24 protein-coding genes, 1 tRNA gene and 1 pseudogene are annotated in these 24,721 nt (G+C 63.5%); 15 read left to right on the top strand and 11 right to left on the bottom strand.

Annotated features, from left to right (window positions below):
- Positions 1-107: 107 nt before the first annotated feature.
- Positions 108-1,607, bottom strand: coding sequence for an amidase (locus NKH52_RS14165; protein WP_352730368.1), 1,500 nt, complete (start codon positions 1,605-1,607; stop codon positions 108-110).
- 151 nt (positions 1,608-1,758) lie between these two features.
- Between NKH52_RS14165 and NKH52_RS14160 the strand changes: the two genes are divergently transcribed.
- The 4 genes from NKH52_RS14160 (at position 1,759) to msrB (ending at position 4,517) form a co-directional block, all read left to right on the top strand.
- Positions 1,759-2,298 (top strand): sigma-70 family RNA polymerase sigma factor, encoded by a 540-nt coding sequence (locus tag NKH52_RS14160; protein ID WP_013528490.1) that lies wholly within the window; start codon positions 1,759-1,761, stop codon positions 2,296-2,298.
- On the top strand, positions 2,295-3,023 hold the full coding sequence (locus tag NKH52_RS14155) for an anti-sigma factor (protein ID WP_352730366.1): 729 nt from the start codon (positions 2,295-2,297) through the stop codon (positions 3,021-3,023). Before NKH52_RS14160 ends, NKH52_RS14155 begins: the two co-directional genes overlap by 4 nt.
- A 222-nt stretch (positions 3,024-3,245) precedes the next feature.
- Entirely contained in the window at positions 3,246-3,803 is a 558-nt protein-coding gene (locus tag NKH52_RS14150) for a fasciclin domain-containing protein (RefSeq protein WP_352730363.1), read from the top strand.
- Positions 3,804-4,013: 210 nt separating this feature from the next.
- Positions 4,014-4,517 carry a peptide-methionine (R)-S-oxide reductase MsrB gene (gene msrB / locus NKH52_RS14145; RefSeq protein WP_352730361.1) on the top strand — a complete coding sequence of 168 codons (504 nt, stop codon included), beginning with the start codon at positions 4,014-4,016 and terminating at the stop codon, positions 4,515-4,517.
- Between the two features lie 112 nt (positions 4,518-4,629).
- Here the strand turns inward: msrB and NKH52_RS14140 are convergent, their stop codons facing one another.
- Complete coding sequence (locus tag NKH52_RS14140) at positions 4,630-6,222, bottom strand: DHA2 family efflux MFS transporter permease subunit (RefSeq protein ID WP_352730359.1); 1,593 nt, start codon at positions 6,220-6,222, stop codon at positions 4,630-4,632.
- Between the two features lie 22 nt (positions 6,223-6,244).
- Entirely contained in the window at positions 6,245-7,444 is a 1,200-nt protein-coding gene (locus NKH52_RS14135) for an HlyD family secretion protein (protein WP_352730358.1), read from the bottom strand.
- 132 nt (positions 7,445-7,576) lie between these two features.
- Here NKH52_RS14135 and NKH52_RS14130 point away from each other — a divergent pair, with 132 nt between their 5' ends.
- Positions 7,577-8,311, top strand: coding sequence for a TetR/AcrR family transcriptional regulator (locus NKH52_RS14130; protein ID WP_352730356.1), 735 nt, complete (start codon positions 7,577-7,579; stop codon positions 8,309-8,311).
- A gap of 23 nt (positions 8,312-8,334) precedes the next feature.
- Here NKH52_RS14130 and yihA read toward each other — a convergent pair whose 3' ends face one another.
- From yihA to NKH52_RS14115, 3 genes are all read right to left on the bottom strand, one after another.
- Complete coding sequence (yihA, locus tag NKH52_RS14125; RefSeq protein WP_024502094.1) at positions 8,335-8,994, bottom strand: ribosome biogenesis GTP-binding protein YihA/YsxC; 660 nt, start codon at positions 8,992-8,994, stop codon at positions 8,335-8,337.
- Positions 8,991-9,629 carry a CatB-related O-acetyltransferase gene (locus NKH52_RS14120; protein WP_352730354.1) on the bottom strand — a complete coding sequence of 213 codons (639 nt, stop codon included), beginning with the start codon at positions 9,627-9,629 and terminating at the stop codon, positions 8,991-8,993. Before NKH52_RS14120 ends, yihA begins: the two co-directional genes overlap by 4 nt.
- 124 nt (positions 9,630-9,753) lie before the next feature.
- Positions 9,754-10,068 (bottom strand): hypothetical protein, encoded by a 315-nt coding sequence (locus tag NKH52_RS14115; RefSeq protein WP_352730352.1) that lies wholly within the window; start codon positions 10,066-10,068, stop codon positions 9,754-9,756.
- Between the two features lie 177 nt (positions 10,069-10,245).
- On the opposite strand from NKH52_RS14115, the gene NKH52_RS14110 reads away from it, so the two are divergent.
- The 3 genes and pseudogenes from NKH52_RS14110 (at position 10,246) to NKH52_RS14100 (ending at position 13,519) form a co-directional block, all read left to right on the top strand.
- On the top strand, positions 10,246-10,710 hold the full coding sequence (locus NKH52_RS14110; protein ID WP_352730350.1) for a MarR family winged helix-turn-helix transcriptional regulator: 465 nt from the start codon (positions 10,246-10,248) through the stop codon (positions 10,708-10,710).
- Positions 10,703-11,981 (top strand): annotated as a pseudogene (locus NKH52_RS14105) (HlyD family secretion protein). Before NKH52_RS14110 ends, NKH52_RS14105 begins: the two are co-directional and overlap by 8 nt.
- Positions 11,978-13,519 carry a DHA2 family efflux MFS transporter permease subunit gene (locus NKH52_RS14100; RefSeq protein WP_352730348.1) on the top strand — a complete coding sequence of 514 codons (1,542 nt, stop codon included), beginning with the start codon at positions 11,978-11,980 and terminating at the stop codon, positions 13,517-13,519. The pseudogene NKH52_RS14105 and the gene NKH52_RS14100 overlap by 4 nt, the downstream one beginning before the upstream one ends.
- A 182-nt stretch (positions 13,520-13,701) precedes the next feature.
- On the opposite strand, the gene NKH52_RS14095 is transcribed toward NKH52_RS14100, so the two are convergent.
- The 4 genes from NKH52_RS14095 to rpmH all read right to left on the bottom strand — a co-directional run bounded on the left by NKH52_RS14095 (position 13,702) and on the right by rpmH (position 16,773).
- Positions 13,702-14,262: a fasciclin domain-containing protein gene (locus NKH52_RS14095; RefSeq protein WP_352730346.1), complete on the bottom strand. Its 561-nt coding sequence runs from the start codon at positions 14,260-14,262 to the stop codon at positions 13,702-13,704.
- Between the two features lie 180 nt (positions 14,263-14,442).
- Complete coding sequence (gene yidC / locus NKH52_RS14090; protein ID WP_352730344.1) at positions 14,443-16,254, bottom strand: membrane protein insertase YidC; 1,812 nt, start codon at positions 16,252-16,254, stop codon at positions 14,443-14,445.
- A gap of 14 nt (positions 16,255-16,268) precedes the next feature.
- Positions 16,269-16,622 carry a ribonuclease P protein component gene (gene rnpA / locus NKH52_RS14085; protein WP_013528505.1) on the bottom strand — a complete coding sequence of 118 codons (354 nt, stop codon included), beginning with the start codon at positions 16,620-16,622 and terminating at the stop codon, positions 16,269-16,271.
- A gap of 16 nt (positions 16,623-16,638) precedes the next feature.
- Complete coding sequence (rpmH, locus tag NKH52_RS14080; RefSeq protein ID WP_008833937.1) at positions 16,639-16,773, bottom strand: 50S ribosomal protein L34; 135 nt, start codon at positions 16,771-16,773, stop codon at positions 16,639-16,641.
- Positions 16,774-17,051: 278 nt separating this feature from the next.
- Between rpmH and NKH52_RS14075 the strand changes: the two genes are divergently transcribed.
- The 3 genes from NKH52_RS14075 to NKH52_RS14065 all read left to right on the top strand — a co-directional run bounded on the left by NKH52_RS14075 (position 17,052) and on the right by NKH52_RS14065 (position 19,732).
- On the top strand, positions 17,052-18,554 hold the full coding sequence (locus NKH52_RS14075; RefSeq protein ID WP_352730342.1) for an ATP-binding protein: 1,503 nt from the start codon (positions 17,052-17,054) through the stop codon (positions 18,552-18,554).
- 253 nt (positions 18,555-18,807) lie between these two features.
- Positions 18,808-18,884, top strand: a tRNA-Arg gene (locus tag NKH52_RS14070).
- Positions 18,885-18,973: 89 nt separating this feature from the next.
- Complete coding sequence (locus NKH52_RS14065; RefSeq protein ID WP_352730521.1) at positions 18,974-19,732, top strand: SDR family NAD(P)-dependent oxidoreductase; 759 nt, start codon at positions 18,974-18,976, stop codon at positions 19,730-19,732.
- Positions 19,733-19,791: 59 nt separating this feature from the next.
- Here NKH52_RS14065 and NKH52_RS14060 read toward each other — a convergent pair whose 3' ends face one another.
- The gene (locus NKH52_RS14060) at positions 19,792-20,493 is read right to left on the bottom strand and encodes a GntR family transcriptional regulator (protein WP_352730340.1); all 702 of its coding nucleotides are present in this window, start codon (positions 20,491-20,493) and stop codon (positions 19,792-19,794) included.
- A 237-nt stretch (positions 20,494-20,730) separates the two neighbouring features.
- Here NKH52_RS14060 and NKH52_RS14055 point away from each other — a divergent pair, with 237 nt between their 5' ends.
- The 4 genes from NKH52_RS14055 to NKH52_RS14040 all read left to right on the top strand — a co-directional run bounded on the left by NKH52_RS14055 (position 20,731) and on the right by NKH52_RS14040 (position 24,662).
- Positions 20,731-21,771 (top strand): ABC transporter substrate-binding protein, encoded by a 1,041-nt coding sequence (locus tag NKH52_RS14055; RefSeq protein WP_352730338.1) that lies wholly within the window; start codon positions 20,731-20,733, stop codon positions 21,769-21,771.
- A gap of 85 nt (positions 21,772-21,856) precedes the next feature.
- On the top strand, positions 21,857-22,939 hold the full coding sequence (locus NKH52_RS14050; protein ID WP_352730336.1) for an ABC transporter ATP-binding protein: 1,083 nt from the start codon (positions 21,857-21,859) through the stop codon (positions 22,937-22,939).
- Positions 22,939-23,865 (top strand): ABC transporter permease, encoded by a 927-nt coding sequence (locus NKH52_RS14045; protein ID WP_352730334.1) that lies wholly within the window; start codon positions 22,939-22,941, stop codon positions 23,863-23,865. The genes NKH52_RS14050 and NKH52_RS14045 overlap by 1 nt, the downstream gene beginning before the upstream one ends.
- Entirely contained in the window at positions 23,862-24,662 is an 801-nt protein-coding gene (locus NKH52_RS14040; RefSeq protein WP_352730332.1) for an ABC transporter permease, read from the top strand. The genes NKH52_RS14045 and NKH52_RS14040 overlap by 4 nt, the downstream gene beginning before the upstream one ends.
- Positions 24,663-24,721: the final 59 nt, after the last annotated feature.

Below are 24,721 nucleotides of genomic sequence, written 5' to 3'. Positions count from 1 at the left end.
GGACACTTTTGGGCGACATGCATCAGGTGAGGACGGCGGCGTCTTAGCGGGAATTGGCGTCGCCCGCAAATGGCTTTGCTGTCATATTCGAGCGCTTCACGACCTCGTCATCGTGCCGGCACCATCAGCGGCGCCCTGCGACCCAGCCAACCCGAGATCTTCTCCATCTGCGCGGCGAGCGACAAAAGCGTCTCCTCGTCGCCCGGACGGCCGGCCGCCTGGACGCCGAGCGGCAGGCCGGCGTCGGTGACATGCACAGGCAGGGCGATCGACGGCTGGCCGCTGACATTCTGGATCGCCGGCCAAGGGGTGAACCAGAGGCTCTTGTCCATCAGCTGGCCGAAGAACGGCTTCAGCTTCAGCAAAGGCGTCAGATGAAGCTTGTCGAGCAGGTTCTCGATGAGTTCGTCGGCGCCTTTCGGATCCATGGCGCCGCAGGCGAGCGGCGGGTGGGCAATGACCGGCATCAGCACGGCGTCGTACTGCACGGTCTCCGAAATCAGGCGTCGCGAGGCGGCATGCAGCCGCTGCAGGTCGGCATAGGTCTCGCCGGCCGACACCAGTTCGCCGAAGCGGGCGAGCACGCGCGTCGCCCGCTCGATGTCGCCGGTAACGGAGCGCCCGACACGCAGCGCTTCGGCGCGCATCGTGCCGGCAACGGCGGAGGCGACCGTCCTGCAGAAATCGGCGAAGAAATCGCGGCCGATAAAAGGCAGGTCGATCTCCTCGACCGTGTGGCCGCCCTCGCGGGCAAGCGCTACCGCCTTGTCGAGCGCCTTGAGCGTCTCGTCCGAGATCGGCAGGCCAAGCGGCGATTTGCGGTAAACAGCCAGGCTGAGCTTGCCGGGATCGCGCGCGGCAGCGGCCGTGAACGTGCCCTTCGGCGACGGCGCGGCATAGGGCGACAGAGGATCGGGTCCGTGGGTGAGGTCGAGCAGCAGCGCGCAATCGCGCGCCGAACGGGTGAGCGCATGATCGACGACCATGCCGTACCAGCTTTCGCTCACCAGGGGCGTCAGCGGGGTGCGGCCGCGCGACGTCTTCAGACCGACAAGCCCGGTACAGGCGGCGGGCACGCGGATCGAGCCGCCGCCATCCGAGGCATGCGCCACCGGCACGACGCCGGCTGCGACCAAGGCTGCCGAACCGCCCGAAGAGCCGCCGCTGGTATGGCCGGTGTTCCACGGATTGCGGGTGATGCCAAAGGCCCTGGATTCGGTCATCAATCGAAGCCCGTGCTCCGGCGATGTCGAGGTGACGATCGGGATGAGCCCGGCAGCGAGATAGCGCTCGGTCAGCACCGAATTGACATCGGCCAGCCATGCCGGAATGCGGCTGCCGCCATGCGTCGGCACGCCCTTGATGGCGATGCCGAGATCCTTGATGGCGAAGGGAACACCGGCCAGCGGCAGCGAGCGGTCGATGGTCTTGGCGCGGACCCGGGCGGCATCGTAGAGCGGTTCGGCCGTGGCGTTGATGTCGGGACGGGTGGCCTCGGCGCGGGCAATCGCGGTGTCGGTCAGCTCGACGGCCGAAACGTCGCCCTTGCGGACCAGATTGGCGAGGCCCGTGGCATCTTCTTCCCAAAGGATCCGTTCGACCGACATGCGCGCTCCCCCATCACTGAGGGCAAGCTAGCCAGTGGCGATTCCATTGGCAATCGGTGGACGGATCCGGGCTGGCGACACACAAAGCTTAAGCGTGCACAAGATTATTTCCGCCGTTGCAAATACATCGCAATCGCCTAACTTGCCTGCAATGACGCCGCAGGACATCACCAAGCTGATCGTTCGGACTTCGATGAAGGATCGGGCCGCGTTCGATCTGCTTTACCGGCAGACCAGCGCGAAACTTTTTGGCGTCTGCCTTCGTGTCTTGAACGACCGGGGAGACGCGGAAGAAGCGCTGCAGGAAGTCTTCGTCAAGATATGGACGAAGGCGGATCGTTTTGCGGTCTCCGATCTAAGCCCGATCTCCTGGCTGGTGGCAATCGCGCGCAACCATGCGATCGATCGCATACGAGCGCGGCGCAAGCCTGCCGCCGACATCGATGCCGCGCTCGACGTGGCCGATCCGGCGCCGGGGCCTGAAGCGATGGCGGTGGCGGGCGACGAATCCGAACGCATCCACCATTGTCTCGATGAATTGGAGAAGGACCGGGCAGCCGCCGTCCGGGGCGCCTATCTCAAGGGCGAGAGCTATGCCGAACTGGCGGAGCGCCATGGCGTGCCGCTGAACACGATGCGGACATGGCTGCGCCGCAGCCTGTTGAAACTCAGAGAATGTCTGGAAAGATGACGCTGGCAGAAGACACAGGACCGGAACGTGGAGGCGACGACCTGCTCGCCGCCGAATACGTTCTCGGCGTGCTCGATGCCGACGAACGCCAGATCGTCTCCCGCCGCATCGATGCGGATACCGTTTTCGCCCGTCTTGTCGAGGGATGGGAGGTCAGTCTCTCACCGATTGCCGCCGCCTATCCGGAAGTCGAGCCGCCGGTTTCGGTGAAGACCGCTGTCGACCGCCGCCTGTTCGCCAACGCTACCGCCGTGACCACGCCCGCCGGATCGCGCGGCGGCCTGTGGTCCAGCCTGGCCTTCTGGCGCGGCCTTGCCGCGGCCGCGGCTGCGGCACTGGCGATTTACATCGCCGTGCCAGTCCTCAACCCCCCGGTCGAGCAGCCGCAGGCGCGCCTCGTCGCTTCGCTGGCCGCCGAAGGCAGCGACGTCAAATATCTTGCGGTCTACGACGCCGCGCATCACGAAGTCGGGCTGTCGCATGTCTCCGGTGAGCGCGCTTCCGGCAAGGACTTCGAGCTGTGGATGATCGAGGGCAAGAACCCGCCGGTGTCGATGGGCGTCATTCCGGCCGGTGCTACGGCGCACATCGTGGTCTCGCCGGCGGCCCAGCAGAAGCTTGCCCAAGGCGCGGTGCTTGCCGTCAGCCTCGAGCCGTCAGGCGGTTCGCCGACCGGACAGCCGACCGGACCGGTGGTCGCCGCCGGCGACCTGAAGAGCATCTAACCGGCTCCGCGCACCTGAAAAATCACAAAAGACTATCATAAGTCTATCCCTCACTGAACATGCTCATAGACAGCATGTCGGCCGCGACCGATTGCTTGGGAAATCCGCCGGGCGCGTTAGATAAAATAAAAAATCACGATATTTCTGAAACTCGGGCGATTTTGTCCCGTATCTCCTCGCGTACCCAAAAATGGGAAGAGAAAACCCGAGGAGTTCGACATCATGCGTAGATACGCCACCCTTTTGCTCGCCGGTACGATCGCCGTTTCGGCTCTTGCCACCGCCGCCTATGCCGAAAACCCGATGGTTGGCGGCGCCGCGATGTATGCCGACAAGAACATCGTCGAGAACGCCGTGAACTCGAAGGATCACACCACGCTGGTCGCCGCCGTGAAGGCCGCCGGCCTTGTCGAGACGCTGCAGGGCGCCGGTCCGTTCACCGTGTTCGCTCCGACCAACGAGGCCTTCGCAGCCCTTCCGGCCGGCACGGTCGAGACGCTGCTCAAGCCTGAAAACAAGGACAAGCTCACCAAGATCCTGACCTGCCATGTCATCGGCGCCAAAGCGATGGGGGCGGACGTGGCCGCGATGGCCAAGGCTGACGGCGGCGCCCACAAGGTCAAGACGGCCGGCGGTTGCGAGCTGTCGCTCAAGGCTGACGGCGGCAAGGTCACGGTCACAGACGAGAACGGCAATGTCGCCAATGTGACGATCGCCGACGTCGAACAGTCCAATGGCGTCATCCACGTCATCGACAAGGTTCTTTTGCCCAAGATGTAACAAGGGGCTTGCTGCCGTCGAACTGACGGCAAGGGCCCTCCGTCGATTGCATGATCCCGCTCCCGTGATCCGCAATTGACCCGTGCACTCCGCGCCGCCCACATGCAGATGTGGGATGGCGCGGAGTGTTCGTTCGAGGGCCACCGTCACCGGCTTTTGATTTCCGCGCGGCGGTATAGTTTGGCAAAAGGACAACAGGAGGAACTGGTCATGAACCGTCGCGACTTTCTTTTGAGCGGTGTAGCCGCCATCGGCGTCGTCGGGGCCGCGGCAGCGCTGCTGCGCATGGGGTATCCGCAGGCAGCACAAGCGACCGAGACGTTCGAGATCACCAAGACCGACGCCGAGTGGAAAACCATCCTGTCGCCGGCAGCCTTCGACGTGCTGCGCAAGGAAGGCACGGAGTACCCCGGCACCAGCCCGCTGCTCAACGAACACCGCAAGGGCATTTTCGCCTGTGCCGGCTGCGACCTGCCGGTCTATTCGTCGGAGACGAAATTCGATTCCGGCACCGGCTGGCCGAGCTTCTGGCAAGAGATCCCCAAGGCTATCGGCACGACCGTGGACCGCTCGCTCGGCATGACGCGCACCGAGGCGCATTGCCGCCGCTGCGGCGGCCATCTCGGCCACGTCTTCGACGACGGTCCGGCGCCGACCGGCCTGCGCCACTGCATCAACGGCGTCGCGCTGACCTTCAAGCCCGCCACAGCCTGACAAATTCCAACTGGATATAAAAAACTCCGGGCTTGCGGCCCGGAGTTTTTTGCGCGGTCAGAGCTTTTTCAGGCGTGGACTGGAGGAGCTTCCCGAAACAGCTGCCCACGTATCAGTGGCCGCCACCACCTCCACCCGCCGCGGCCGGCTTGCGGATCAACATGGTGAACATGCCAAGCGTCGCAAACAGCACCGTCAGCATGAAGAACACATCCATGAAGGACAGCAGCGCCGCCTGCTGCTGCACCATGCCCGACAGCTTGGAAATCGCAGCACTTGTCGCGTCGAGGCCGGGGGTCTGCTCGAAATTGAGCGTCATGTTCTGCAGCTTGGTCTGCGCGGCTTCACTGCCCCATTGCACATGTTCGGAGAGCCTTGCGTAGTGGAAGGCATTGCGGTCGATCAGCACGGTGTTGATCAGGGCGAGGCCAACCGCACCGCCAAGGTTGCGGGTGAGGTTGAACAGGCCTGAAGCGTTCTTCAGCCGCTCGGGCGGCAAGGTTCCGAGCGCGATGTTGTTGATCGGCACCATGCACAGCATCATCGAACAGCCGCGCAGGATCTGCGGGATGAGCAGCTCGTAGAAATCCCAGTCGGCGGTCAGATGCGTCATCCACCAGGTGCCGGTGGCGAAGCCAAAGAAGCCGATCATCATCATCAGCCGTGGGTCCATCTTGTTCGACAGGATGCCCGAGATCGGCGCGGTGAAGAACATCGCCAGGCCGCTGACGAACAGCGCCTCGCCGATCATCATCGAATCGTAGCCGCGGATGCGCCCGAGGAACACCGGATAGAGATAGGTCAGGCCGTAGAGGCCGATGCCGATGACGAAGGAGAACAGCGAGCCGAAGGCGAAGTTGATGTTGGTGAACGCCTTCAGATCGACGATCGGCTCCTCGGCGGTGAACACGCGCCAGAAGAACAGCACCGCGCCGATGGTCATGACAATGGCGCAGATGAAGACGCCCTGGTCCTGCAGCCAGTCATTGTTGGGGCCTTCCTCGAGCACATATTCCATGCAGCCCAGGAACGCCGCCATACCGGCGAGGCCCCACCAGTCGAACTTGCTGAACAGCTTGAGGTTGGGCTTGTCGAAGTCGATCAGCGTCCAGGCCGCCGCTGTCACCAGGATGCCGGGCACGACATTGACCAGGAACAGCCAATGCCAGGACATGGCATGGCTGATGTAGCCGCCGACAGTCGGGCCGATGGTCGGCGCCAACGTCGCCACCAGGCCGATCATCGGCGAGACGAAGGCGCGGCGCGAGGGCGGGAAGATGGTGAAGGCAGCGGCGAAGACGCTCGGTATCATGCCGCCGCCGATGAAGCCCTGGACGGCGCGGTAGACGATCATCTGGTCGATGTTGGTGGCGGTCGCCGCCAGCGCACTGGCCGCGGTGAAGCCTGCCGCCGAGATGGTGAACAGCACGCGCGTCGACAGCATCCGGCTGAGGAAGCCCGACAGCGGGATCATCACCACTTCGGCGATCAGATAGGCGGTCTGCACCCACGGGATTTCGTCGGAGCTGGCGCTCAGGCCGGCCTGGATCTCGGACAGCGAGGCGGAGACGATCTGGATGTCCAGGATGGCCATGAACATGCCGAACACCATCGCCAGGAAGGCGATGACGCGCCGCGTCGAGATGGTGTCAGGCACAGCCGGCCTCGCCGGCGGTGCTCCTGCTGTCAGGGTTGCGGTTGCCATGGCATTGCTCCCTGGCGGCCGCTCAGTTCGACGCTGCCGCTGATGCGGACCCCGTCGGGGCGGTACGGCTGTCGACGGCGACGACGACGCTCAGGCCGGCGCGCAGCTTGCCGCTCTTCAGCGCATCGGCGGGCACATCGATGCGGACCGGAACGCGCTGCACGACCTTGGTGAAGTTGCCGGTGGCGTTTTCGGGCGGCAGCAGCGAGAACACGGCACCCGAAGCCGGCGCCAGCGACGAGACGGTTCCCTCGAAGTCCTGGCCGTCGGTCGCATCGACCGAGATCTTGACCTTCTCGCCGGGCACCAGCCGGGCAAGCTGCGTCTCCTTGAAGTTGGCGACGATGTAGAGCTTGTCCATCGGCACGATGACGGCGAGCTTCTGGCCGGGGCTGACAAGGTCGCCCTGTTCGACAGAGCGGTTGCCGACGATGCCGTCATAAGGCGCCTTGAGCACGGTGAAGGAAAGATCGCGCAGCGCCTTGTCATGGCTGAGCTGCAGGGACGCCAGCGTGCTCGCCGATTCCGCGCGTTGCGCCTGCAGCACGCCGATATTGGCCTGCGCGGCGGCGATCTGTGCGTCGGCGCCGACAAGGGCGGCATCGGCCTGCTGGACCGCGGTCTGGGCGTCGTCCAGCTGCGCCTGCGTGCCGACATGCGTCTTGAGCAGCTGCGAGGCGCGCGCCGCGACCTTGGCCGCATTGTCGGCCGCGGCCTGGTCGGCGACCTTCTGCGCCTGCGCCTGCTGCAGCGAGGCGCGGGCCGCGTCGGTCTGGGCGTCGATACGGTCGAGCGTCTTGCTCAAGGTGGCGATCTGCGCCTCGGCCTGGGCGACGGCAATCTTGTAATCGCCGTCATCGACGACGAGCAGCGGATCGCCGGCCTTGACCAGCTGGTTCTCGCTGACCTTGACCTGATCGACATAGCCGGAAATCTTGGGCGAGATGAACGCCATGTCCGCCTGGACATAGGCGTCGTCCGTCGAGATCATGAAGCGGCCCGTTGTCCAGTAGTCGTAACCGTACCAGGCGCCGGCGCTCAGCAAGGCAACGCCGATGATCGGCAGCAGAAAGGAACGCACCGAGCGCTTCTTCTTGACCGGAGCCTCTGCCGGCGGCGACGAGACGGGCTGGACAGGCATATCCGGCGCTTCCGTTGCCGGCGCAACCTTGGCGTTGGGGAAGGGACGGACTTCGGCTGTGGTCGGCGCGTTCGAGGACATGACATCTCTCTAAAGTTATAATATGATACTGAACCGTTCGGTTCGATCCGGCCGTTGACATAGCGCGTAAAGAGGACCATATCAAGGGCAATCGAACCGCTTGGTTCGAATTATTTTCGAGGTGTGACTTTCATGGCCGAGACCCCGCCCAATGTCGAAAACGAGTCGTGCGACGACCTGTTGGAAAGCTTGCGCCGTGGCCGCCCGGCCGCGGGGCAGGATCCGGTCAAGCGCAGCCAGATCATCGACGGCGCCCGTCGTGTCTTCATCGACAAGGGCTTCGAAGCCGCCTCGATGAACGACATCACCCGCGAGGCCGGTGTCTCCAAGGGTACGATCTACGTCTACTTCGCCAACAAGGAAGAGTTGTTCGAGGCGCTGATCGAGGAAGAGCGCGGCACCATCTTCAAGAACATGTATGACGTGCTGGACAACGCCGACAACCTGCGCGAGACGCTGGTGAAGTTCGGCAAGGTGCTGGCCCTCAAGATCACGTCGGCCAAGGTCATCCAGGCGCAGCGCACGGTGATCGGGGCATCAGACCGGATACCCGATATGGGCGCGCGTTTTTACGAGCGCGGCCCCAAGCGTGGCCACGACAAGGTCGCGGCCTTTCTCAATGCCGCCATCGAGCGCGACCTGCTGCGCATCGACGATGTCGATCTTGCCGCCTATCAGTTCACCGAACTGTGCCTGGCCGGTCTGTTCCGCCAGTGCATCTTCGCCTACCGCACGAAAGCCCCGACCCAGGACGAGATCGATCACATCGTCAGGTCAGGCGTCAGCATGTTCCTCAGGGCATACGGCACCGAAAGGCTTGTGGCGGAAGAAGGCCATCACACGATTGCTATCGAGGCCAAGCCGTAGGCCATGCTCTAAGGTGTGGATGCTTAGCCGCCATTGGCGGCAAGCACGATGGCCGCCTGCAATTCCTGAAGGCCCTCGGCTTTTTCCGAAGACGTCGCCAGCACGAACGGGAACGCCGCCGGCCGCTTCTTGATCTTTGCCAGCGTCTCCTCGATCAGCCTCGGCACGCCGGCAGTCTTGATCTTGTCGGTCTTGGTCAGGACGATCTGGTAGGACACCGCCGCCTTGTCGAGCAGCGACAGCACTTCATCGTCCTTGGCCTTGATGCCATGACGGGCGTCGATCAGCACATAGACGCGCTTCAGCGTGACGCGGCCCTTGAGATAGTCGAAGACCAGCTTGGTCCACTCGTCGACCTTCTCCTTCGGCGCGGTGGCATAGCCGTATCCGGGCATGTCGACCAGCGCCAAGGGCGGCAGGTCGGCGCCCTCACCCGAAAATCCGTCCGGCACGAAATAGTTGAGCTCCTGCGTGCGCCCCGGCGTGTTGGAGGTGCGCGCCAGCCCCTTCTGGTTGACCAGCGCATTGATCAGCGACGACTTGCCGACATTCGAGCGGCCGGCAAAGGCGATTTCCGGGGGCCCTTCCGGCGGCAGGAACTTCATGGCCGGAACGCCGCGGATGAAGATCCACCCTCGCGTAAACAGTTCGGTGCCGATTATGCTGCTGTTCAGAGCGTTCAAGCTGCTGCCTCCAGAAGAGAAATATTGGCACCCCGGATAGCATCGAGGTTGCGGCTGACCTTGTCCACCGGCCAGTCCCACCACGCCACCGCCAGCAGCCGCCTGATTGTCCGGTCGTCGAAACGCATCTTTACCACCTTGGCCGCGTTGCCGGCGACGATCGCATAGGGCGGCACGTCGTGCGTCACCACCGATTTCGCGGCAACGATGGCGCCGTGGCCGATTTCCACCCCGGGCAAGATCACCGCCTCCATGCCGATCCAGACGTCGTTGCCGACGATTGTGTCGCCGCGCACTTCCCTGGACCAGGTCGCCGGGTCAAAACCCTTTTCCCAGCCATGGCCGAAAATATTGAACGGATAGGTCGAAAAGCCGGACATGGCGTGGTTGGCGCCGTTCATGATGAACCGCGCGCCCTCGGCGATGGCGCAGAACCTGCCGATGATCAGCTTGTCGCCAATGAACGGATAATGGTGCAGGACGCATTTTTCGGCGAATTGGTCCGGACCGTCGGGGTCGTCATAATAGGTGAAGTCGCCGATCTCGATGTTCGGCGCATTCACCAGCCCCTTGAGGAAGCCGACGCGGGTATGCATCGGGATCGGGTGCTTGATGTCGGGGTTGGGTCCGTCCATGTCGAAATCCGTCAGAGCAATGGCAGCCAGGCCCATCCGAAACTCGAATGCGCCCGTTCAAAATAGCGTGATCCGCCCTATAGCACCAATCGGGCGACGAGCGAGCTTTCCTTGACGGTCTTGCTCATTTGCCGCCGCGGCAAATCACGATCGGATCGGACAGCGCGCTGTCGAAACCGCTGCCCTGATAGACGGTGACGTTCGCAGCACCGGGCGGCAGCATGAAGCTGCCTTCGACGATTTTCTGGTCTCCGGTCGGCATGTGGAGAGCCCAGCTATAGGTGCAAAACTGAGGCGGCGCCTGGGGTTCGACGTGGCTGCAGTTCAATTGCGCGCCACCCAGCATGGCGGCGCCGCCGCAGCTGACGGCGTTCTTTGCGAACGCAATGCCCGGCCATCCCGCGATGGCCGCCACGGTCGCGATCTTCAGCCAATTCATCGTCGTATCCCTGCCCGGCAACTGCCTGCTACCTGAGGCTCTTGTGGCGTAGCAGCCCATGCGTCATTTTTTCCAGGTGGGCTTAGTCCGTCTTGCGCACTGCGTCCAGCGGGATTATGTGCATGATGATAATAAGCATGCTCACTAAAGTCGCGCCGAAAAACTCCAGTGCCTCCCATGCCATCGTCACCCAACATCAGCTTCGTGCTGCACGATGTCGCGCGCCTGCTTCGAAAGCGGTTCGAGCAGAGGTCGCGGGCATCGGGGCTGACCCGCGCCCAGTGGCAGGTGCTGGCCTATCTCAGCGTGCATGAAGGCATCCACCAGAACAAATTGGCGGACCTTATCGAGATCACGCCGATCACGCTCGCCCGGCTGCTCGACAAGATGGAAGCACGTGGCTTCATCGAGCGCCGGCCCAATCCCACTGACCGCCGGGCATGGCTGCTTTACCTGACGCCGCAAGCCCATCCGCGGATCGAAATCATGCGCAGCAATGGCCAGAAAACGCGTGACGAGGCCTTTGTCGGCCTTTCCGCCGATGCCCAGCTGCATCTGCTGCAAACCCTGTCCCTCATCAAATCCAATCTGCTCGCGGCTTGCACCCAGCCTGCCGTCGACCGGGAGAAAATACATGGCTGAATCAACCTCACCCAAGAAGCCTGTCGAAGAAGACGGACCTTCCGCCGACCGGACGAGCGACCAGATCATCCGGCTGGACAGCGAACGCGAACAGAGACGTGCCAACACCGTCATCGACGACGAACCGGAAGCACCAGTCGCCCTGGCGCCGGCGGCACTCGAGGCTCCGTCCAAAGAGCCCCAGCAGGCCACGGTTGCGGTGGCGCCTCCGGCGCCGGTCAAGCCCAGGCGCGGCCGGGCACGGCCGATCCTGTTTGCCCTGCTTCCGGTCGCGCTGGTCGTCGGCGGCTACTACTACGTTGTCGGCGGCCAGCTGATGACGACGGACAATGCCTACATCCAGGCGCAGTCGCTCGGCGTCTCCACCGATGTCTCCGGCACCGTGCTCGAGATCGATGTTCACGAGAACGAGGCGGTGAAGAAGGACCAGGTGCTTTTCCGGCTACGACCGGCCTCTTTCGAAACCGCTCTTGCCGCGGCCCAGGCGCAGCTCGGGACCGTGCGCAACCAGGTGCTGACCTTGCAGGCGAGCTACCAGCAGTCGCAGGCGCTGATCGAGCAGGCGCAGGCCGACATCCCCTACCTTCCAGCGCCAGCAGGACCTGCTCAAAACCTCCACCTCCTCCAAGGCGACCTTCGACAGCGCCCAGCACGATCTCGTTGCCGCCCGCCAGAAAGTGTCCGTTGCCGAGGCGCAGGCGCAGGCGACGCTTGCCCAGCTCGGCGGCGACGCCAGCCAGCCGGTGGAGAAGAACCCGTTCTACCTCCAGGCCCAGTCGGCGGTGGACGACGCCCAGCGCAACCTTGCCGATTCCATCGTCAAGGCGCCGTTCGACGGCATCGTCACCAATGTCGACGCGCTTCAGGTCGGCAAGTACCTGCCGGCTTCGCAGCCGGCCTTCAGCCTGATTTCGGCAACCGATTTGTGGATCGCGGCGGAGCCGAAGGAAACCGAACTGACCTATGTGCGGCCGGGGCAGACGGCGACGATCAGCGTCGACAGCTACCCGGGTGCCGTCTGGCACGGTACGGTCGCCTCGATCAGCCCGGCGTCGTCGTCGAGCTTCTCCTTGCTTCCGGCGCAGAACACCACCGGCAACTGGGTCAAGGTCGTGCAACGCATTCCGATGCGCGTGACGGTGGACGATCTCCAGGGCAAGCCGCCGTTGCGTGGCGGGATGAGCGCCGTGGTCGGCATTGATACCGGCCATGCGCGCGGCCTGCCGGACTTCGTGACGGACCTCCTCGGCCGGTTCGGACAAAAGTCATGACCGGCGCGTCCGCGACGGGTGGCGTGGTCGCCAATCGCGGCGCCATCACCGCCTGCGTGATCCTGGCCGTGATCATGCAGGCGCTGGACACGACCATCGCCAATGTGGCGCTGCCCTATATCCAGGGCAGCGTTTCGGCGAGCGCCGACCAGATAAACTGGGTGCTGACCTCCTACATCGTCGCTGCGGCCGTCATGACGCCGCCTTCGGGCTACCTTGCCAATCGTTTCGGCCGCAAGCGCATCCTTTTGATATCCATCACCGGCTTCGTCGTCGCATCGGTGCTGTGCGGCTTCGCGCAGTCGCTGCCGCAGATCGTCGGCTTCCGCCTGCTGCAAGGTCTGTTCGGCGCCGCCCTGGTGCCGCTGGCGCAGAGCATCCTGCTCGACATCTATAGCGTCGAGGAGCGCGGCTCGGCGATGGCGCTGTTCGGCGTTTCGGTGATGGTCGGGCCGGTGCTCGGGCCGGTCATCGGCGGCTGGCTGACCGAGAATGTCAGCTGGCGCTGGGTGTTCTACATCAACGTCCCGATCGGCGCGCTGGCTTTCGCCGGCGTGTCGATGTTCGTCCAGGAAACCAAGACCGACCTCAAGGCGAGGCTGGACTGGCTGGGCTTCGGCATGCTCAGCATAACCATCGCCGCGCTGCAGATGTTCCTCGATCGCGGCGAGCAGCTCAACTGGTTCTCGTCGTCCGAGATCATCGTCGAGGCGCTGATCTGCGCGTCGGCCTTCTACATCTTCCTCGTCCACACCTTCACCGCCAAAAACACCTTCGTGAATCCGCGGCTGTTCCTCGACAGGAATTTCGCAGTCGGCATGATCTTCATCTTCATCATCGGCATCACCTATCTGGCCTCGCTGGCCCTGATGACGCCCTATCTGCAGACGCTGATGGGCTATCCGGTGGTGACGGCCGGCATCGTCATGGGGCCGCGCGGTCTCGGCACCATGGCTTGCATGTTCCTGGTCGGCAGGCTGATCGGCAAGGTGGACACGCGCTGGCTGCTGTTGACCGGCCTGCTGGTCACCGCCTGGGCGATGTACGACATGACCGGCTGGAACCCTGATGTCTCGCAATGGACGATCATCAGCACCGGCTTCATCCAGGGCGCTGGCCTGGGCTTCCTTTTCGTGCCGCTGACCACCATCACCTTCGCCACGCTGGCGCCGGAGCGGCGCGCGGAAGGCACAGGCCTCTACAATCTGTCGCGGAACATCGGCTCCAGCGTCGGCATATCGGTGGTCACCGCGCTGTTGACGGAGAACGTGCAGATCAACCACGCCAACATCGCCACCTATGTGACGCCCTACAACCAGGCTTTCAGCAATCCGGCGATTTTCCAGGCGATGGACCCCTACAGCGCCGCCGGGCGTGCCGCGCTCGACGGCGTGGTGACGCTGCAGGCGACTGTTATCAGCTACATGAACGACTTCAAGCTGATGATGATCCTGTCGCTTGCCGCCATTCCGCTGGTTCTGTTGCTGCGCAAGCCGGCGACTCCGGCCAAGATCGACCACAGCGCCGTGATGGAGTGACGGTCGAAGCTCATCCGGCAGGACAAGCAACAGCCGAAAAGAAACCGGGGTCCTGTGAGGGACTACAGGACCCCGGCCGAGCCGATACGACTTCCCAGGAAACATGGCACCTCGTCATGAGGCGGGACGGCAGGCCGAGAAAGCCCCAACGGACCTGCCTTGATCCCCTTTGCCGAAAGCCGTTACTTCGGCAACAGCACCTTGTTGACGACATGGATGACGCCGTTCGACTGGTTGACGTCGGCGATCGTCACTCGCGCCTCGCCGCCTGACTCGTCCATGATGTAGAGCTTGCCCTTCTTGACTTCGGCGGTCAGCGTGTCACCGGAGACGGTCTTCATCTCGTACTTGCCGCCCATCGCCTTGGCCTTCTTCATCATCTCGGCGCCCGAAATCTTGCCGGCCACGACATGCGCGGTCAGCACCTTGGTGAGCTTGTCCTTGTTCTCCGGCTTCAGCAGCGTGTCGACGGTGCCCTTGGGCAATTTCGCAAACGCTGCGTTGGTTGGGGCAAAGACTGTGAACGGGCCAGCGCCCTGCAGCGTGTCGACCAGGCCGGCGGCCTTGACGGCGGCGACCAGCGTCGTGTGGTCCTTCGAATTGACGGCGTTCTCGACGATGTTCTTGGTGGTGTACATCGGCGCGCCGCCGACATTCGGGTTTTTGGCATAGGCGGGCGGGGCAATCGCCACGCCGGCGATGAGCGCGGAAAGGGCGATGGTCCTGAATGACGGCAAGCGCATGTGGTCTTCCTCCGGGTGAGGGCTGATCGGAATTGATAGCCTTTGGAAACGCACAGGCAGTCACGCCCCCGGCGAGGCGCAAGTTTCGCCGATCACGGGAACGTGATCCCGGAGTTGCTTAAACGGAAAAAGCCCCGCGCGAGGCGGGGCTTTGAAGGCTGGAGAAAGCGCTGCGCCATTCTATTCGGCCGGCGATGGTTTCTTTCGGAACAGCGCGACCAGATTGTCCCACAGCTCGATCTTGGCGCCCTGGCGCTTCATGATGATGCCCTGCTGCAGGATCGACAGCGTGTTGTTCCAGGCCCAGTAGATGACGAGGCCGGCCGGGAAACCCGCCATCATGAAGGTGAAGATGACAGGCATCCAGGTGAAGATCGCCGCCTGCGTCGGATCCGGCGGCGTCGGGTTCATGCGCATCTGGAGGAACATGGTGACGCCCATGATCAGCGGCCAGACGCCGATCATCAGCATGTGCGGCAGGGTGACCGGAATCAGGCCGAAGAGGTTGAAAAGCGACGTCGGATCGGGCGCCGCCAGATCCTGGATCCAGCCGAAGAACGGCGCGTGCCGCATCTCGATGGTTATGTAGAGCACCTTGTAGAGCGAGAAGAAGACCGGGATCTGCAGCGCCACCGGCCAGCAGCCGGCAAGCGGGTTGATCTTCTCGGTCTTGTACAGCTCCATCATCGCCTGCTGCTGCTTCATCTTGTCGTCCGCGTATTTCTCGCGGATCTCGAGCATTTTCGGCTGCACCTTCTTCATGTTCGCCATCGACGCGTAGGACTTGTTGGCGAGCGGGTAGAAGATGGCCTTGACGATGACGGTGGTGGCGAGGATGGCCAGGCCGAAATTGCCGAAGAATTTGTAGAGCGTGTCGATCAGCCAGAACATCGGCTTGGTGATGAAGTGGAACCAGCCCCAGTCGATCAGGAGATCGAACCGCTTGATGTGGCGATCTTCCGCATAGGCGTTGATCTTGCCGACTTCCTTGGCGCCGGCGAAGATTTCGCTCTCCACCGTCGCCGACTGGCCGGCATCGACGGTGATCGGGTCGGTGAGGAAATCGGACTGGTAGCGATGGCGGCCGTCCTCGAAATAGGCGTAGCGCGGCTGGAACGGCTGCTTCTCGGTCGGGACCAGCGTCACCGCCCAGTATTTGTCGGTGATGCCGAGCCATCCGTCGGTCGACTTGCCCGGCGTGAACTGCTTGTCCTTCTCGATGGACGCGTATTTGTGCTCCTGCAGGCCTTCCGTGCCGGTGAAGCCGATCAGGCCTTCATGCAGCACATAGGTGCTGGCAACGAGCGGCTTGTCGAAGCGGGTGACGCGGCCGTAATTGGACAGCGAAACGGCGGCCGTGCCCGCATTCTGCACCGTGTCGGACACCGTGAACATGTAGTTGGTGTCGACGGAAAAGGTGCGCTTGAAGGTCAGGCCCTTGTCGTTCGAATAGGTCAGCGTGACCGGGGTCGTCGGCGTCAGCGTCGCATTGCCGTCGACGGCCCACACAGTCTCGGGACCAGGCACCGCGCCGGTCTTGTCGTTGCCGACGAAGCCGATCTCGGCATAGTAGCCATTGGGCAGTGCCGCCGGGTTGAGCAGGCTGATCTCGGGTGAGTTCTTGTCGACCGTCTCGGTGTAGTGCTTGAGCTTGAGGTCGTCGAGACGGGCGCCGGTCAGGTTGATCGAACCCTCGAGGCTCGGCGTGTCGATCCTGGCGCGGGTGGTCGTGGCGAGTGCCTGTTCGCGGCCGGCCGGCGTCACGGCGTCTGTTCCCGGTGCGTTGGGAATGGCGCCAGGGGCGGCGGGCGTTCCGGTGTCGGTACCGGGCTTGGTGCCGGCGGCCTTCTTCTGCTCCTCGACGCGCTGCTGTTCGACGCGGGCTGCCTCGCGCTGCGCTTCGCTGCGCGGCAACACGTAAAAATATTGCCATACCGCCAGGATCAGCACCGACAGCGCGATGGTGATGAAGAAGTTCCGGTTGTTTTCCATCGAAAGCCCTTGGCCTATCGTGTTCCGCGCAGTCGGCGGGAGAGTTCGGCCTTCAACTGGCCGAACGGAGTGGTAAGCACGTCTTCGCGCCCGACGATGACATAGTCATTGCCAGGCGCCATGTCACTTGCAGCATGCGTGCGGACGGCTTCTCGCAGCCGCCGCCGGACACGGTTGCGGACAACCGCATTGCCGACCTTCTTGGTGACGGTGTAGCCGACGCGCGGCGACAGGCCGTCGCCGCGGTCGAGGACTTCAACGAGAAAAAGCCGCCCGCGTCGCTTTTCACCACGACGGACAGCCAGGAATTCCGCGCGCTTCAGAAGCCGCTTGGGATTTGGTCCCACTGGCTTGCCGGATGCGGGCAACGATCTCGTCTTCCGTTCAGGCGCTGAGCCGCTTGCGACCGCGGTTGCGGCGAGCTGCGACGACGCCGCGACCACCCTTGGTGGCCATGCGGGCACGGAAGCCGTGCCGACGTTTGCGGACGAGTTTAGACGGTTGGTAGGTACGCTTCATTTGTTTTAATACCGCGGGGTGCGGCCCTTCTTGATTCTGTCACTGTGTAACAGGAGCTTTGCCGGGCCGGCTTTGGCGCGATCGAAACCGCGCCGGGACGAATGGCCCGAGCGTGTGCGGGCTTATAGAAAGAAGGCTTTTGGAAGTCAATCCGGAGTCGTCGGGCGCAATCCGGCTCCGTTCAGGCCGGTTTATGTTTGCGACCAAGGATGAAATTGGCAAGAAAGCCGTAATCGCCTAATCTGCGTTGATCAAGTGATCGTGAAGACATTAGCCGCATGAGCCAAACCGTACAGGCACAGGAAGGGATCGGCACGGCGGGGCCCACCGAGGCGCCAGCCACCGTGCGCACGGTACCGCTGTCGCGCGGCCTATCGACCAAGCTGCTGCTGCTGACCATCGTCTTCGTGCTGTTGGCCGAAGTGCTGATCTTCCTGCCCTGGATCGCCAGCTACCGGCTGAACTGGCTGAAGGAGCGGCTGAGCACGGCGGCGGCGGTGTCGATCGTGCTGGTGCAAGGTGAATCCACCTCGCTGTCGCGCACGGCCCAGAACGACGTGCTGATGGCGATCGGCGCCAAGGCGATCGCGGTGCGCGACGGCGGCGTCTCGCGGCTGCTGGTGGTGGCCGAAATGCCGCCGAAGGTCGACGAACACATCGATATCGCTTCGATCGGCATGATCAAGGGCATGACCGGCGCGCTCGACACGCTGTTTTTCGGCGGCGACCGGATGCTGCGCGTCTTCGGCCCGGTCGGCGAGTCCGACAAGAAGTTCGAGCTGATCATGCCCGACAACAGCCTGCGCAATGCGATGCTGCGCTATTCGCGCAACGTCGCCTTCGTCTCGCTGCTGATCTCGCTGTTCACCGCCATGCTGGTCTACGCCGCCATCGACCTGATCATGATCGGGCCGATCCGGACGATGACGCGCTCGATGCTGTCCTTCTCCGAAGCGCCCGACGATCCCGGACGGATCATCCATCCGGCTGCCCGCGCCGACGAGATCGGCGTTGCCGAGCGCGAGCTGTCGCAGATGCAGGAGCGGCTGCAAAAAATGCTCTCCGAGCAGAAGCATCTTGCCGACCTCGGCCTCGCGGTCTCCAAGATCAACCATGACATGCGCAACATCCTGGCCTCGGCGCAGCTGATGTCGGACCGCCTGCGCCAGGTCAAGGATCCGACCGTGCAGGCCTTCGCGCCGAAACTGCTGCGCGCACTCGACCGCGCCGTGTCTTATTCCGAAGGCGTGCTTCACTACGGCCGCACGCAGGAGCCGCCGCCCGCGCGCCGCCGGCTCCGGCTGCGGCAGCTGGTCGAGGACGTGCAAGGCTTGCTCGACATCGAGCAAGGCATCGAGTTCGTCAATTCGGTCGAGCCGGCCTTCGAGGTCGATGCCGATTCCGACCAGCTGTTCAGGGTGCTCACCAATCTGTGCAGGAATTCCGTGCAGGCGATGGCGGCCGACAGCGAAAACGCCCTGGTGCGCCGCCTGGCGGTGTCGGCCGTGCGCCTGGGCAGCGTCAGCCGCATCGCCGTCAGCGACACCGGACCCGGCCTGCCGCCCAAGGCGCGGGAAAACCTGTTCGCGGCGTTTCGCGGCTCGGCGCGCAGCGGCGGCACCGGCCTTGGCCTGGCGATCGCGCACGAACTGATCCGGGCGCATGGCGGCACGGTGGAGCTGGTCGAGAGCATTGGCGGACGCACCACATTCGCCGTCACCATCCCCGACCAGCCGGTCCGGCTCGACCAGGCCCGCAACGGCCTGCGCCGGCCGGCCTGACGGTTTAGAGCGCTGGGTCGCCCGCCCCTCTTGTCTTCTGGCCCGATGCTTCTTCCAATGAGCAGGAACCGGCTCGACTTCGGACCGTTGCCAGGTGTCGGAATCCCAGCCTTCATCGCCGGCCAAGGCACTTGTGACAAAACTTTTGCCGGATCGACTTGCTTTTCCGAAATTCAGTCGCTAGGGAACACGTCTCGTCGCGACCGGTCGTTTACGATCGGATTGCGGGGTCATGGAAAGCATGGCCTGTTGCGCGCCCGTAGCTCAGCTGGATAGAGCACCAGACTACGAATCTGGGGGTCAGGAGTTCGAATCTCTTCGGGCGCGCCATTACCATCCATGGACTATGGTTCGTTGATTGAGACCGCTACTGCTCGACGGCGCAGACAAGGCGGAAACGAGCGGAGCCTGATTTGACCATGTCTCCTACCAGCATCAAACGCGCACTTATCACCGGGGCCGGTGCGGCCGACGGCATCGGCTTTGCCATTGCCCGGCAGCTCGGCCATGCTGGCCATGCCGTTTTTCTCACCGGTGCCAGTACGCGCGCGCTCGATCGCGCCGCCGAGCTTTGCCGCGAAGGCATCGATGCCAAAGCAGCGGTCGCCGATCTCACCAGGGCTGCCGACGTCGAGCGGCTGCGGGCTGATGTCGGCGCGGTCGATATACTGGTCAACAACGCCGGCATGGGCTCGCTGGCATCGCCCTCGGTCGACAAGTCGTTTCTCGCCATGACCGAGGCCGACTGGGACCAGGGGATCGACGTCAGCCTTAAGACCGCATTCCTCGTCACGAAGGCCTTTCTGCCGGCGATGGTCGAAGCGGGCTACGGGCGCATCGTCAATGTGGCGTCGGTCACCGGCCCGCTGGTGTCTTTCGAAGGCACATCAGCCTATTCCGCCGCCAAGGCCGGCATGGCCGGCCTGACGCGCACGCTGGCGCTCGAAGTGGCGAAAAGCGGCATCACGGTCAATGCCGTGGCTCCAGGCTGGATCGAAACGGGATCGTCGAGTGAGATGGAGCGGACGGCCGCCCTGCACACGCCGCCGGCGCGAGCCGGCAGGCCGGACGAGGTCGCCGCAGCGGTGGTGTTCCTGGCCTCGGAAGGCGCCAGTTATGTCAACGGCGCCCTGCTGGTGGTCGATGGCGGCAACAGCCTTGAGGAGCGCAAGGGCTGAAGGCCCCGGCGGCGCTTGTCACCAAGTCCGTCGGCGGACCTCCAGGGCACCACCCCCGCTCAAGACGCCTTGGCCAGGAAATTCCGATAGTCGGACTTGGCCTGCAGCAGGCGCAGCACGTTGTCGCGCGATCCGCGCACATGGGCGCGCGCCAGCGTGCCGGCTCTGGCAGCGTCGCCGGCGCAGATGGCGTCGACGATTTCGGCGTGCTCGTCGCGGGCGATCTTCCATTCGTCCAGCCACAGCAGTTCCGTCCAGACATAGTGCTGGCACTTGTCGAGGATGCCGCACAGCATGTTGTGCAGCATGACGTTGCCGCTGATTTCGGCGATGACGCGGTGCAGGTCGATGCCGACTTCCAGTTCCTGGAATTTTTCCCGGTTGGTTCGTTCCGGAATGGCGGCCAAGCGCTCGCATTCGGCCAGCATGGCGCGCAGCCGCGCCTTGTCCTGTTCCGTCGCGGCCTCTGCCGCAAGTTCCGTCGCATGGCCGTCGAGCAGCTCGCGGATCTCGAAGGCCTCGCGGAACATGTTGATGTCGAACTCGGTGACGACATAGCCCTGGCGCGGCCGGCCGGTGACCAGCCCGTCACGCTCGAGACGGTTGAAAGCCTCGCGCACGGGGGTTCGGCTGACAGTCAGCTTCGCGGCGATGTCGTTTTCGGTGACGCGCGAGCCCGGCGGAATCTGGCCGGTCACGATCATCGCCTTGAGCGCGGAGTAGACCGAGTCGCGCAGCGTATTTTTGGTTTCCTTGGCCAAGCTTCCCTTCCCACTTCTCCGGCCTTCCAGCCGAAACACGCATAGCTGTAGCCGCAGTCGGCGCAATTTGCCACGCCTCCGCGAAGCCGTCCCTCACCAACCTGGTCCGGCACGAAGCGCAAATTTCGAGCGCGCCGGCGGTGTTGACAACATCGATCCCTAGGCTACACTCAAAATTGTATACAAAATAGCATGCCAAATCAAAAACAATGGGAACACCGGTTGGAGAGCCGAAAAATGAACAGGACCAGAAACGTTAGTATCGTTGCGATGGCGGGCCTCATGGCTTCGCTCGCGGCCCCCGCCATGGCGGGCGACACCATCACCGTCGCCTCATGGGGCGGCACCTACCAGGAAGCGCAGACCAAGGCGTTCTTCAAGCCGACCGCCGATGCGCTCGGCATCACCATCAAGGAAGACACCACCAACGGTCTCGACGACGTGCGGCTGCAGGTGACGGGCGATGCGGTGAAATGGGACATCACAGAATTGGGCGCCGACGAGTGCGCGCGCGGCTCGAAGGAAGGGCTGTTCGAGAAGCTCGACTACGGCATTATCGACAAGAGCGGCTTCAACCCGAAGCTTGTCCACGACGACTGGGTCGGCATTTCCTACACGTCGGTCGTGCTCATCTACCGGACCGATGTGTTCGGCGACAAAGGCCCGAAGACATGGACCGATTTCTGGAACCTCGAAAAATTCCCGGGACGGCGTGCGCTGAGCGGCAGCCAGGCGACCGAGACGCTCAGCGTCGCGGCACTCGCCTCGGGCCTGCCGATCGACAAGGTCTATCCGGTCGATATCGATGGCGCGCTAAAATCCGTCGACAAGATCCGTGGCCATGTCGACGCCTGGTGGACTTCCGGCGCCCAGGCCATGCAGTTGGTGAAAGACGGCGAAGTCGACATGGCGAGCATCTGGAACGGCCGCGCCGGCACTTTGAAGAAGGAAGGCGCGCCGGTCAGCTTCTCCTTCGACCAGGGCGTGCTGACCGCCGACTGCATGGTCATTCCCAAAGGCTCCAAGAACAAGGACGCGGCGATGAAGGCGCTGGCGATGTTCGTCAGCCCGCAATTGCAGGCCAATCTGCCGCTCTATGTCGACAACGGGCCGGTCAACGAGAAGGCTTTCGAGACCGGCAAGATCCCGCAGGACAGGATCAAGGACATCAATTCGGCGCCCGAAAACGTCAAGAAGCAGGTGTTGCAGGACGCCGAATTCTGGCGCGACAATCTGGTAGAGGCGACGGAAAAGTTCAACAATCTGGTCCAGCAATAGGCTGCGGCCACCAGTTGAAGGCAGTGCGTCTAAGTCGGCGCCCTGCCCCGCCGACTCTTATTTGTCGCCCAAGGAGAGAAAAATCTTGTCCATTGCGCCATCCGCGCTGCCGATCAGCATGCGCCGGATCGAGAAACGATTTGGCAGCGTAGCGGTGCTGCGCGACCTCAACCTCGATGTCGAGGCCGGTGAATTCCTGACCCTGCTCGGGCCTTCCGGATCGGGCAAGACGACGCTGCTGATGATCCTGGCCGGCTTCGTGCGAGCCAATGCCGGCTCGATCAAGGTCGGCGGCGACGAGATCATCACCACGCCGCCGCACAAGCGCAACATCGGAATGGTGTTCCAGAACTACGCGCTGTTCCCGCATATGAACGTCTTCCACAACATCGCCTTTCCGCTGAAGCAGCGCGGCGTCGCCGCCGCCGAGACGGCCGAGCGTGTCCAGAGGGCGCTGGATCTGGTGAAATTGCAGGGGCTGGGCGAGCGCCGGGTCGACCAGCTCTCCGGCGGCCAGCGCCAGCGCGTGGCGCTGGCGCGCGCCATCGTCTTCGAGCCGCGCATCGTGCTGATGGACGAGCCCCTGTCGGCGCTCGACAAGGGCCTGCGCGAGCACATGCAGATCGAGCTGCGCGCACTACACCGGCGGCTCGGCATGACCACCGTCTATGTCACGCACGACCAGCGTGAAGCCATCACCATGTCGGACCGCATCGCGGTGATGAACGCCGGGCGCATCGAACAGCTCGACAAGCCCGAATGCCTCTACGCCAGGCCGCAAACGCAATTTGTAGCCGGCTTCATCGGCGAATCGAATTTCATTCCGGTCGAGTGCCGCAACGGCTCCGTCTGGTACGAGGACCGAAGAATCCATACCGCGGCACCCGTGCCGGCGGCAGGCCAGCACCTGATGGTGGTGCGGCCGGAAAAACTGCGGCTGCTCACCAGTGCGGAGCCGGCCAACGGCGTCAATGTGCTCAACGCGACGCTCAGCGACATCATCTATCAGGGCGACAGCTTCGTCTGCTATGCGGTGCTGCGCGACGGCCGGCAGCTGACGTTGCGCGACTATTGCCGCAGCGATGTGCTGGCCAAAATGCCGGCGCCCGGCCAGCCAGTCTCGTTCGGTCTCGATGCGCAGGACACGATCCTGGTGGCGGCGGACTGATGAGCGCGCAGCCCGCCCTCATGGAAGAGATTGGCAGCGCCGCAGGCCGGGAGCTCAACAAGCAGGCACTTCGCGCCGACGCCCGGCGTGAATCACTACGGCTGCTGGCGCTGTTGTCGCCAAGCCTGCTTCTGGTCTTCGCCATCATCATCGTGCCCATCGGCTGGCTGTTCTGGCTGTCGCTGTTCGACGAAGCCGGCGGCTTCAGCGCCGCCAATTATGCGCGCTTCTTCGAGCAGGCCTCCTACATCAAGACCTTCGTCACCACCTTCAAGGTCGCCTTCATCGTCACCGGCGCCTGCGTGCTGCTCGGCTATCCCCTGGCCTATATGCTGTCGCAGCTGCCGCGCCGGGCGGCGTCGATCTGCCTGATCTTCGTCATCCTGCCGTTCTGGACATCGGTTCTGGTGCGCACCTATGCCTGGCTGGTGATCCTGCAGCGCAAGGGCCTGATCAACAGCTGGCTGATCGATCTCGGTGTCATCAGCCAGCCGCTATCGCTCGCCAACAATTTTTCCGGCGTCGTCATCGGCATGACGCATATCTTGCTGCCGTTCCTGGTGCTGCCGCTCTACGCCTCGATGAAGACCATCGACACCGACTGCCTGCGCGCCGGCATGAATCTCGGCGCCGGCCCGGCCGCTACCTTCCGGCAGATCTTCTTTCCGCTGTCGCTGCCCGGCCTCGCCTCGGGCGTGGTCATCGTCTTCGTGCTGTGCCTGGGCTTCTTCGTCACGCCTGCGCTGATGGGCGGCGGCAAGGTCATCATGTGGGCGATGCGCATGGAACAGACCACCAGCCTCTATTCCAACTGGGGCGCGGGTGCAGCGCTGGGCGTGGTGCTGCTGGTGGTCACGCTGGCGCTTCTCGGCCTGTTCCAATGGCTGCTCGGCGCGCGCGCCACAGGTGTCTGGAGTTCACGATGAGCGAGGATGTCGGCCTGCCGATCTCGCATCGGCAACGTCTGTGGCTCTACGGCCTCGGCGGCCTCGTGCTGCTGTTCCTGATCGCGCCGTCGATCATTATCGTCATCATGTCGTTTTCGGATTCGACGCTGCTGCAATTCCCGCCGCAGCAATGGTCGCTGCGCTGGTACCAGACCTATTTCGGCTCACCGGAATGGCGCGACGCTACGATCGTCTCGGTCAAGGTGGCTGTTATGACCGTACTCGTGGCGACGCCGCTCGGCACCGCGGCCGCCTATGCGATCAACAGGGGTACGCTGCGCTTCAACGGCACCATCAACGCGCTGCTGACGGCGTCGCTGATCGTCCCGGTGATCCTGATCGGCATCGGCACCTTCTTCCTCTATGCGCGCATCGGGCTCAACAACACGCTGACCGGCCTGGTCATCGCCCATACGGTGCAGGCGTTGCCGCTGGTGGTGCTGACCGTGCTGTCAGGCTTGCGCTCCTACGACATGAACCAGGAACGCGTTGCGCGCAGCCTCGGCGCCGGCCGTGTCGCCGCCTTCTGGCAGGTGACGATGCCGCAGATCCGCTTCTCGATCGTCTCGGGCGCGCTGTTTGCCTTCATCACCTCCTTCGACGAGGTGGTGGTGTCGCTGTTCATATCGGGCGGCGAGACCACGACATTGACGCGCCGCATGTTCAATGCGCTGCGCGACCAGATCGACCCGACGATCGCCGCCATCTCGACCTGCCTGATCGTGCTCTCGGTCGTGCTGTTGTCGGTTGCGCAGATCTTCGGCCGGCGGCATTGATTTCACCAGAACCAATTCGCAGAAGTGACCAATTTGCAGAAGTGACTAGGGGATATCCA

Source organism: Mesorhizobium sp. M1066, from assembly GCF_040318635.1.
Taxonomy (GTDB): domain Bacteria; phylum Pseudomonadota; class Alphaproteobacteria; order Rhizobiales; family Rhizobiaceae; genus Mesorhizobium.
This window is presented reverse-complemented; position numbering and strand designations above follow the sequence as displayed.

Excerpts from the sequence above, each read along its gene's own strand:
- NKH52_RS14165 (WP_352730368.1), bottom strand. The coding sequence starts at position 1,607 with ATGTCGGTCGAACGGATCCTTTGGGAAGAAGATGCCACGGGCCTCGCC.
- NKH52_RS14160 (WP_013528490.1), top strand. The coding sequence starts at position 1,759 with ATGACGCCGCAGGACATCACCAAGCTGATCGTTCGGACTTCGATGAAG.
- NKH52_RS14155 (WP_352730366.1), top strand. The coding sequence starts at position 2,295 with ATGACGCTGGCAGAAGACACAGGACCGGAACGTGGAGGCGACGACCTG.
- NKH52_RS14150 (WP_352730363.1), top strand. The coding sequence starts at position 3,246 with ATGCGTAGATACGCCACCCTTTTGCTCGCCGGTACGATCGCCGTTTCG.
- msrB (WP_352730361.1), top strand. The coding sequence starts at position 4,014 with ATGAACCGTCGCGACTTTCTTTTGAGCGGTGTAGCCGCCATCGGCGTC.
- NKH52_RS14140 (WP_352730359.1), bottom strand. The coding sequence starts at position 6,222 with ATGGCAACCGCAACCCTGACAGCAGGAGCACCGCCGGCGAGGCCGGCT.
- NKH52_RS14135 (WP_352730358.1), bottom strand. The coding sequence starts at position 7,444 with ATGTCCTCGAACGCGCCGACCACAGCCGAAGTCCGTCCCTTCCCCAAC.
- NKH52_RS14130 (WP_352730356.1), top strand. The coding sequence starts at position 7,577 with ATGGCCGAGACCCCGCCCAATGTCGAAAACGAGTCGTGCGACGACCTG.
- NKH52_RS14120 (WP_352730354.1), bottom strand. The coding sequence starts at position 9,629 with ATGGACGGACCCAACCCCGACATCAAGCACCCGATCCCGATGCATACC.
- NKH52_RS14115 (WP_352730352.1), bottom strand. The coding sequence starts at position 10,068 with ATGAATTGGCTGAAGATCGCGACCGTGGCGGCCATCGCGGGATGGCCG.
- NKH52_RS14110 (WP_352730350.1), top strand. The coding sequence starts at position 10,246 with ATGCCATCGTCACCCAACATCAGCTTCGTGCTGCACGATGTCGCGCGC.
- NKH52_RS14100 (WP_352730348.1), top strand. The coding sequence starts at position 11,978 with ATGACCGGCGCGTCCGCGACGGGTGGCGTGGTCGCCAATCGCGGCGCC.
- NKH52_RS14095 (WP_352730346.1), bottom strand. The coding sequence starts at position 14,262 with ATGCGCTTGCCGTCATTCAGGACCATCGCCCTTTCCGCGCTCATCGCC.
- yidC (WP_352730344.1), bottom strand. The coding sequence starts at position 16,254 with ATGGAAAACAACCGGAACTTCTTCATCACCATCGCGCTGTCGGTGCTG.
- rpmH (WP_008833937.1), bottom strand. The coding sequence starts at position 16,773 with ATGAAGCGTACCTACCAACCGTCTAAACTCGTCCGCAAACGTCGGCAC.
- NKH52_RS14075 (WP_352730342.1), top strand. The coding sequence starts at position 17,052 with ATGAGCCAAACCGTACAGGCACAGGAAGGGATCGGCACGGCGGGGCCC.
- NKH52_RS14065 (WP_352730521.1), top strand. The coding sequence starts at position 18,974 with ATGTCTCCTACCAGCATCAAACGCGCACTTATCACCGGGGCCGGTGCG.
- NKH52_RS14055 (WP_352730338.1), top strand. The coding sequence starts at position 20,731 with ATGAACAGGACCAGAAACGTTAGTATCGTTGCGATGGCGGGCCTCATG.
- NKH52_RS14045 (WP_352730334.1), top strand. The coding sequence starts at position 22,939 with ATGAGCGCGCAGCCCGCCCTCATGGAAGAGATTGGCAGCGCCGCAGGC.
- NKH52_RS14040 (WP_352730332.1), top strand. The coding sequence starts at position 23,862 with ATGAGCGAGGATGTCGGCCTGCCGATCTCGCATCGGCAACGTCTGTGG.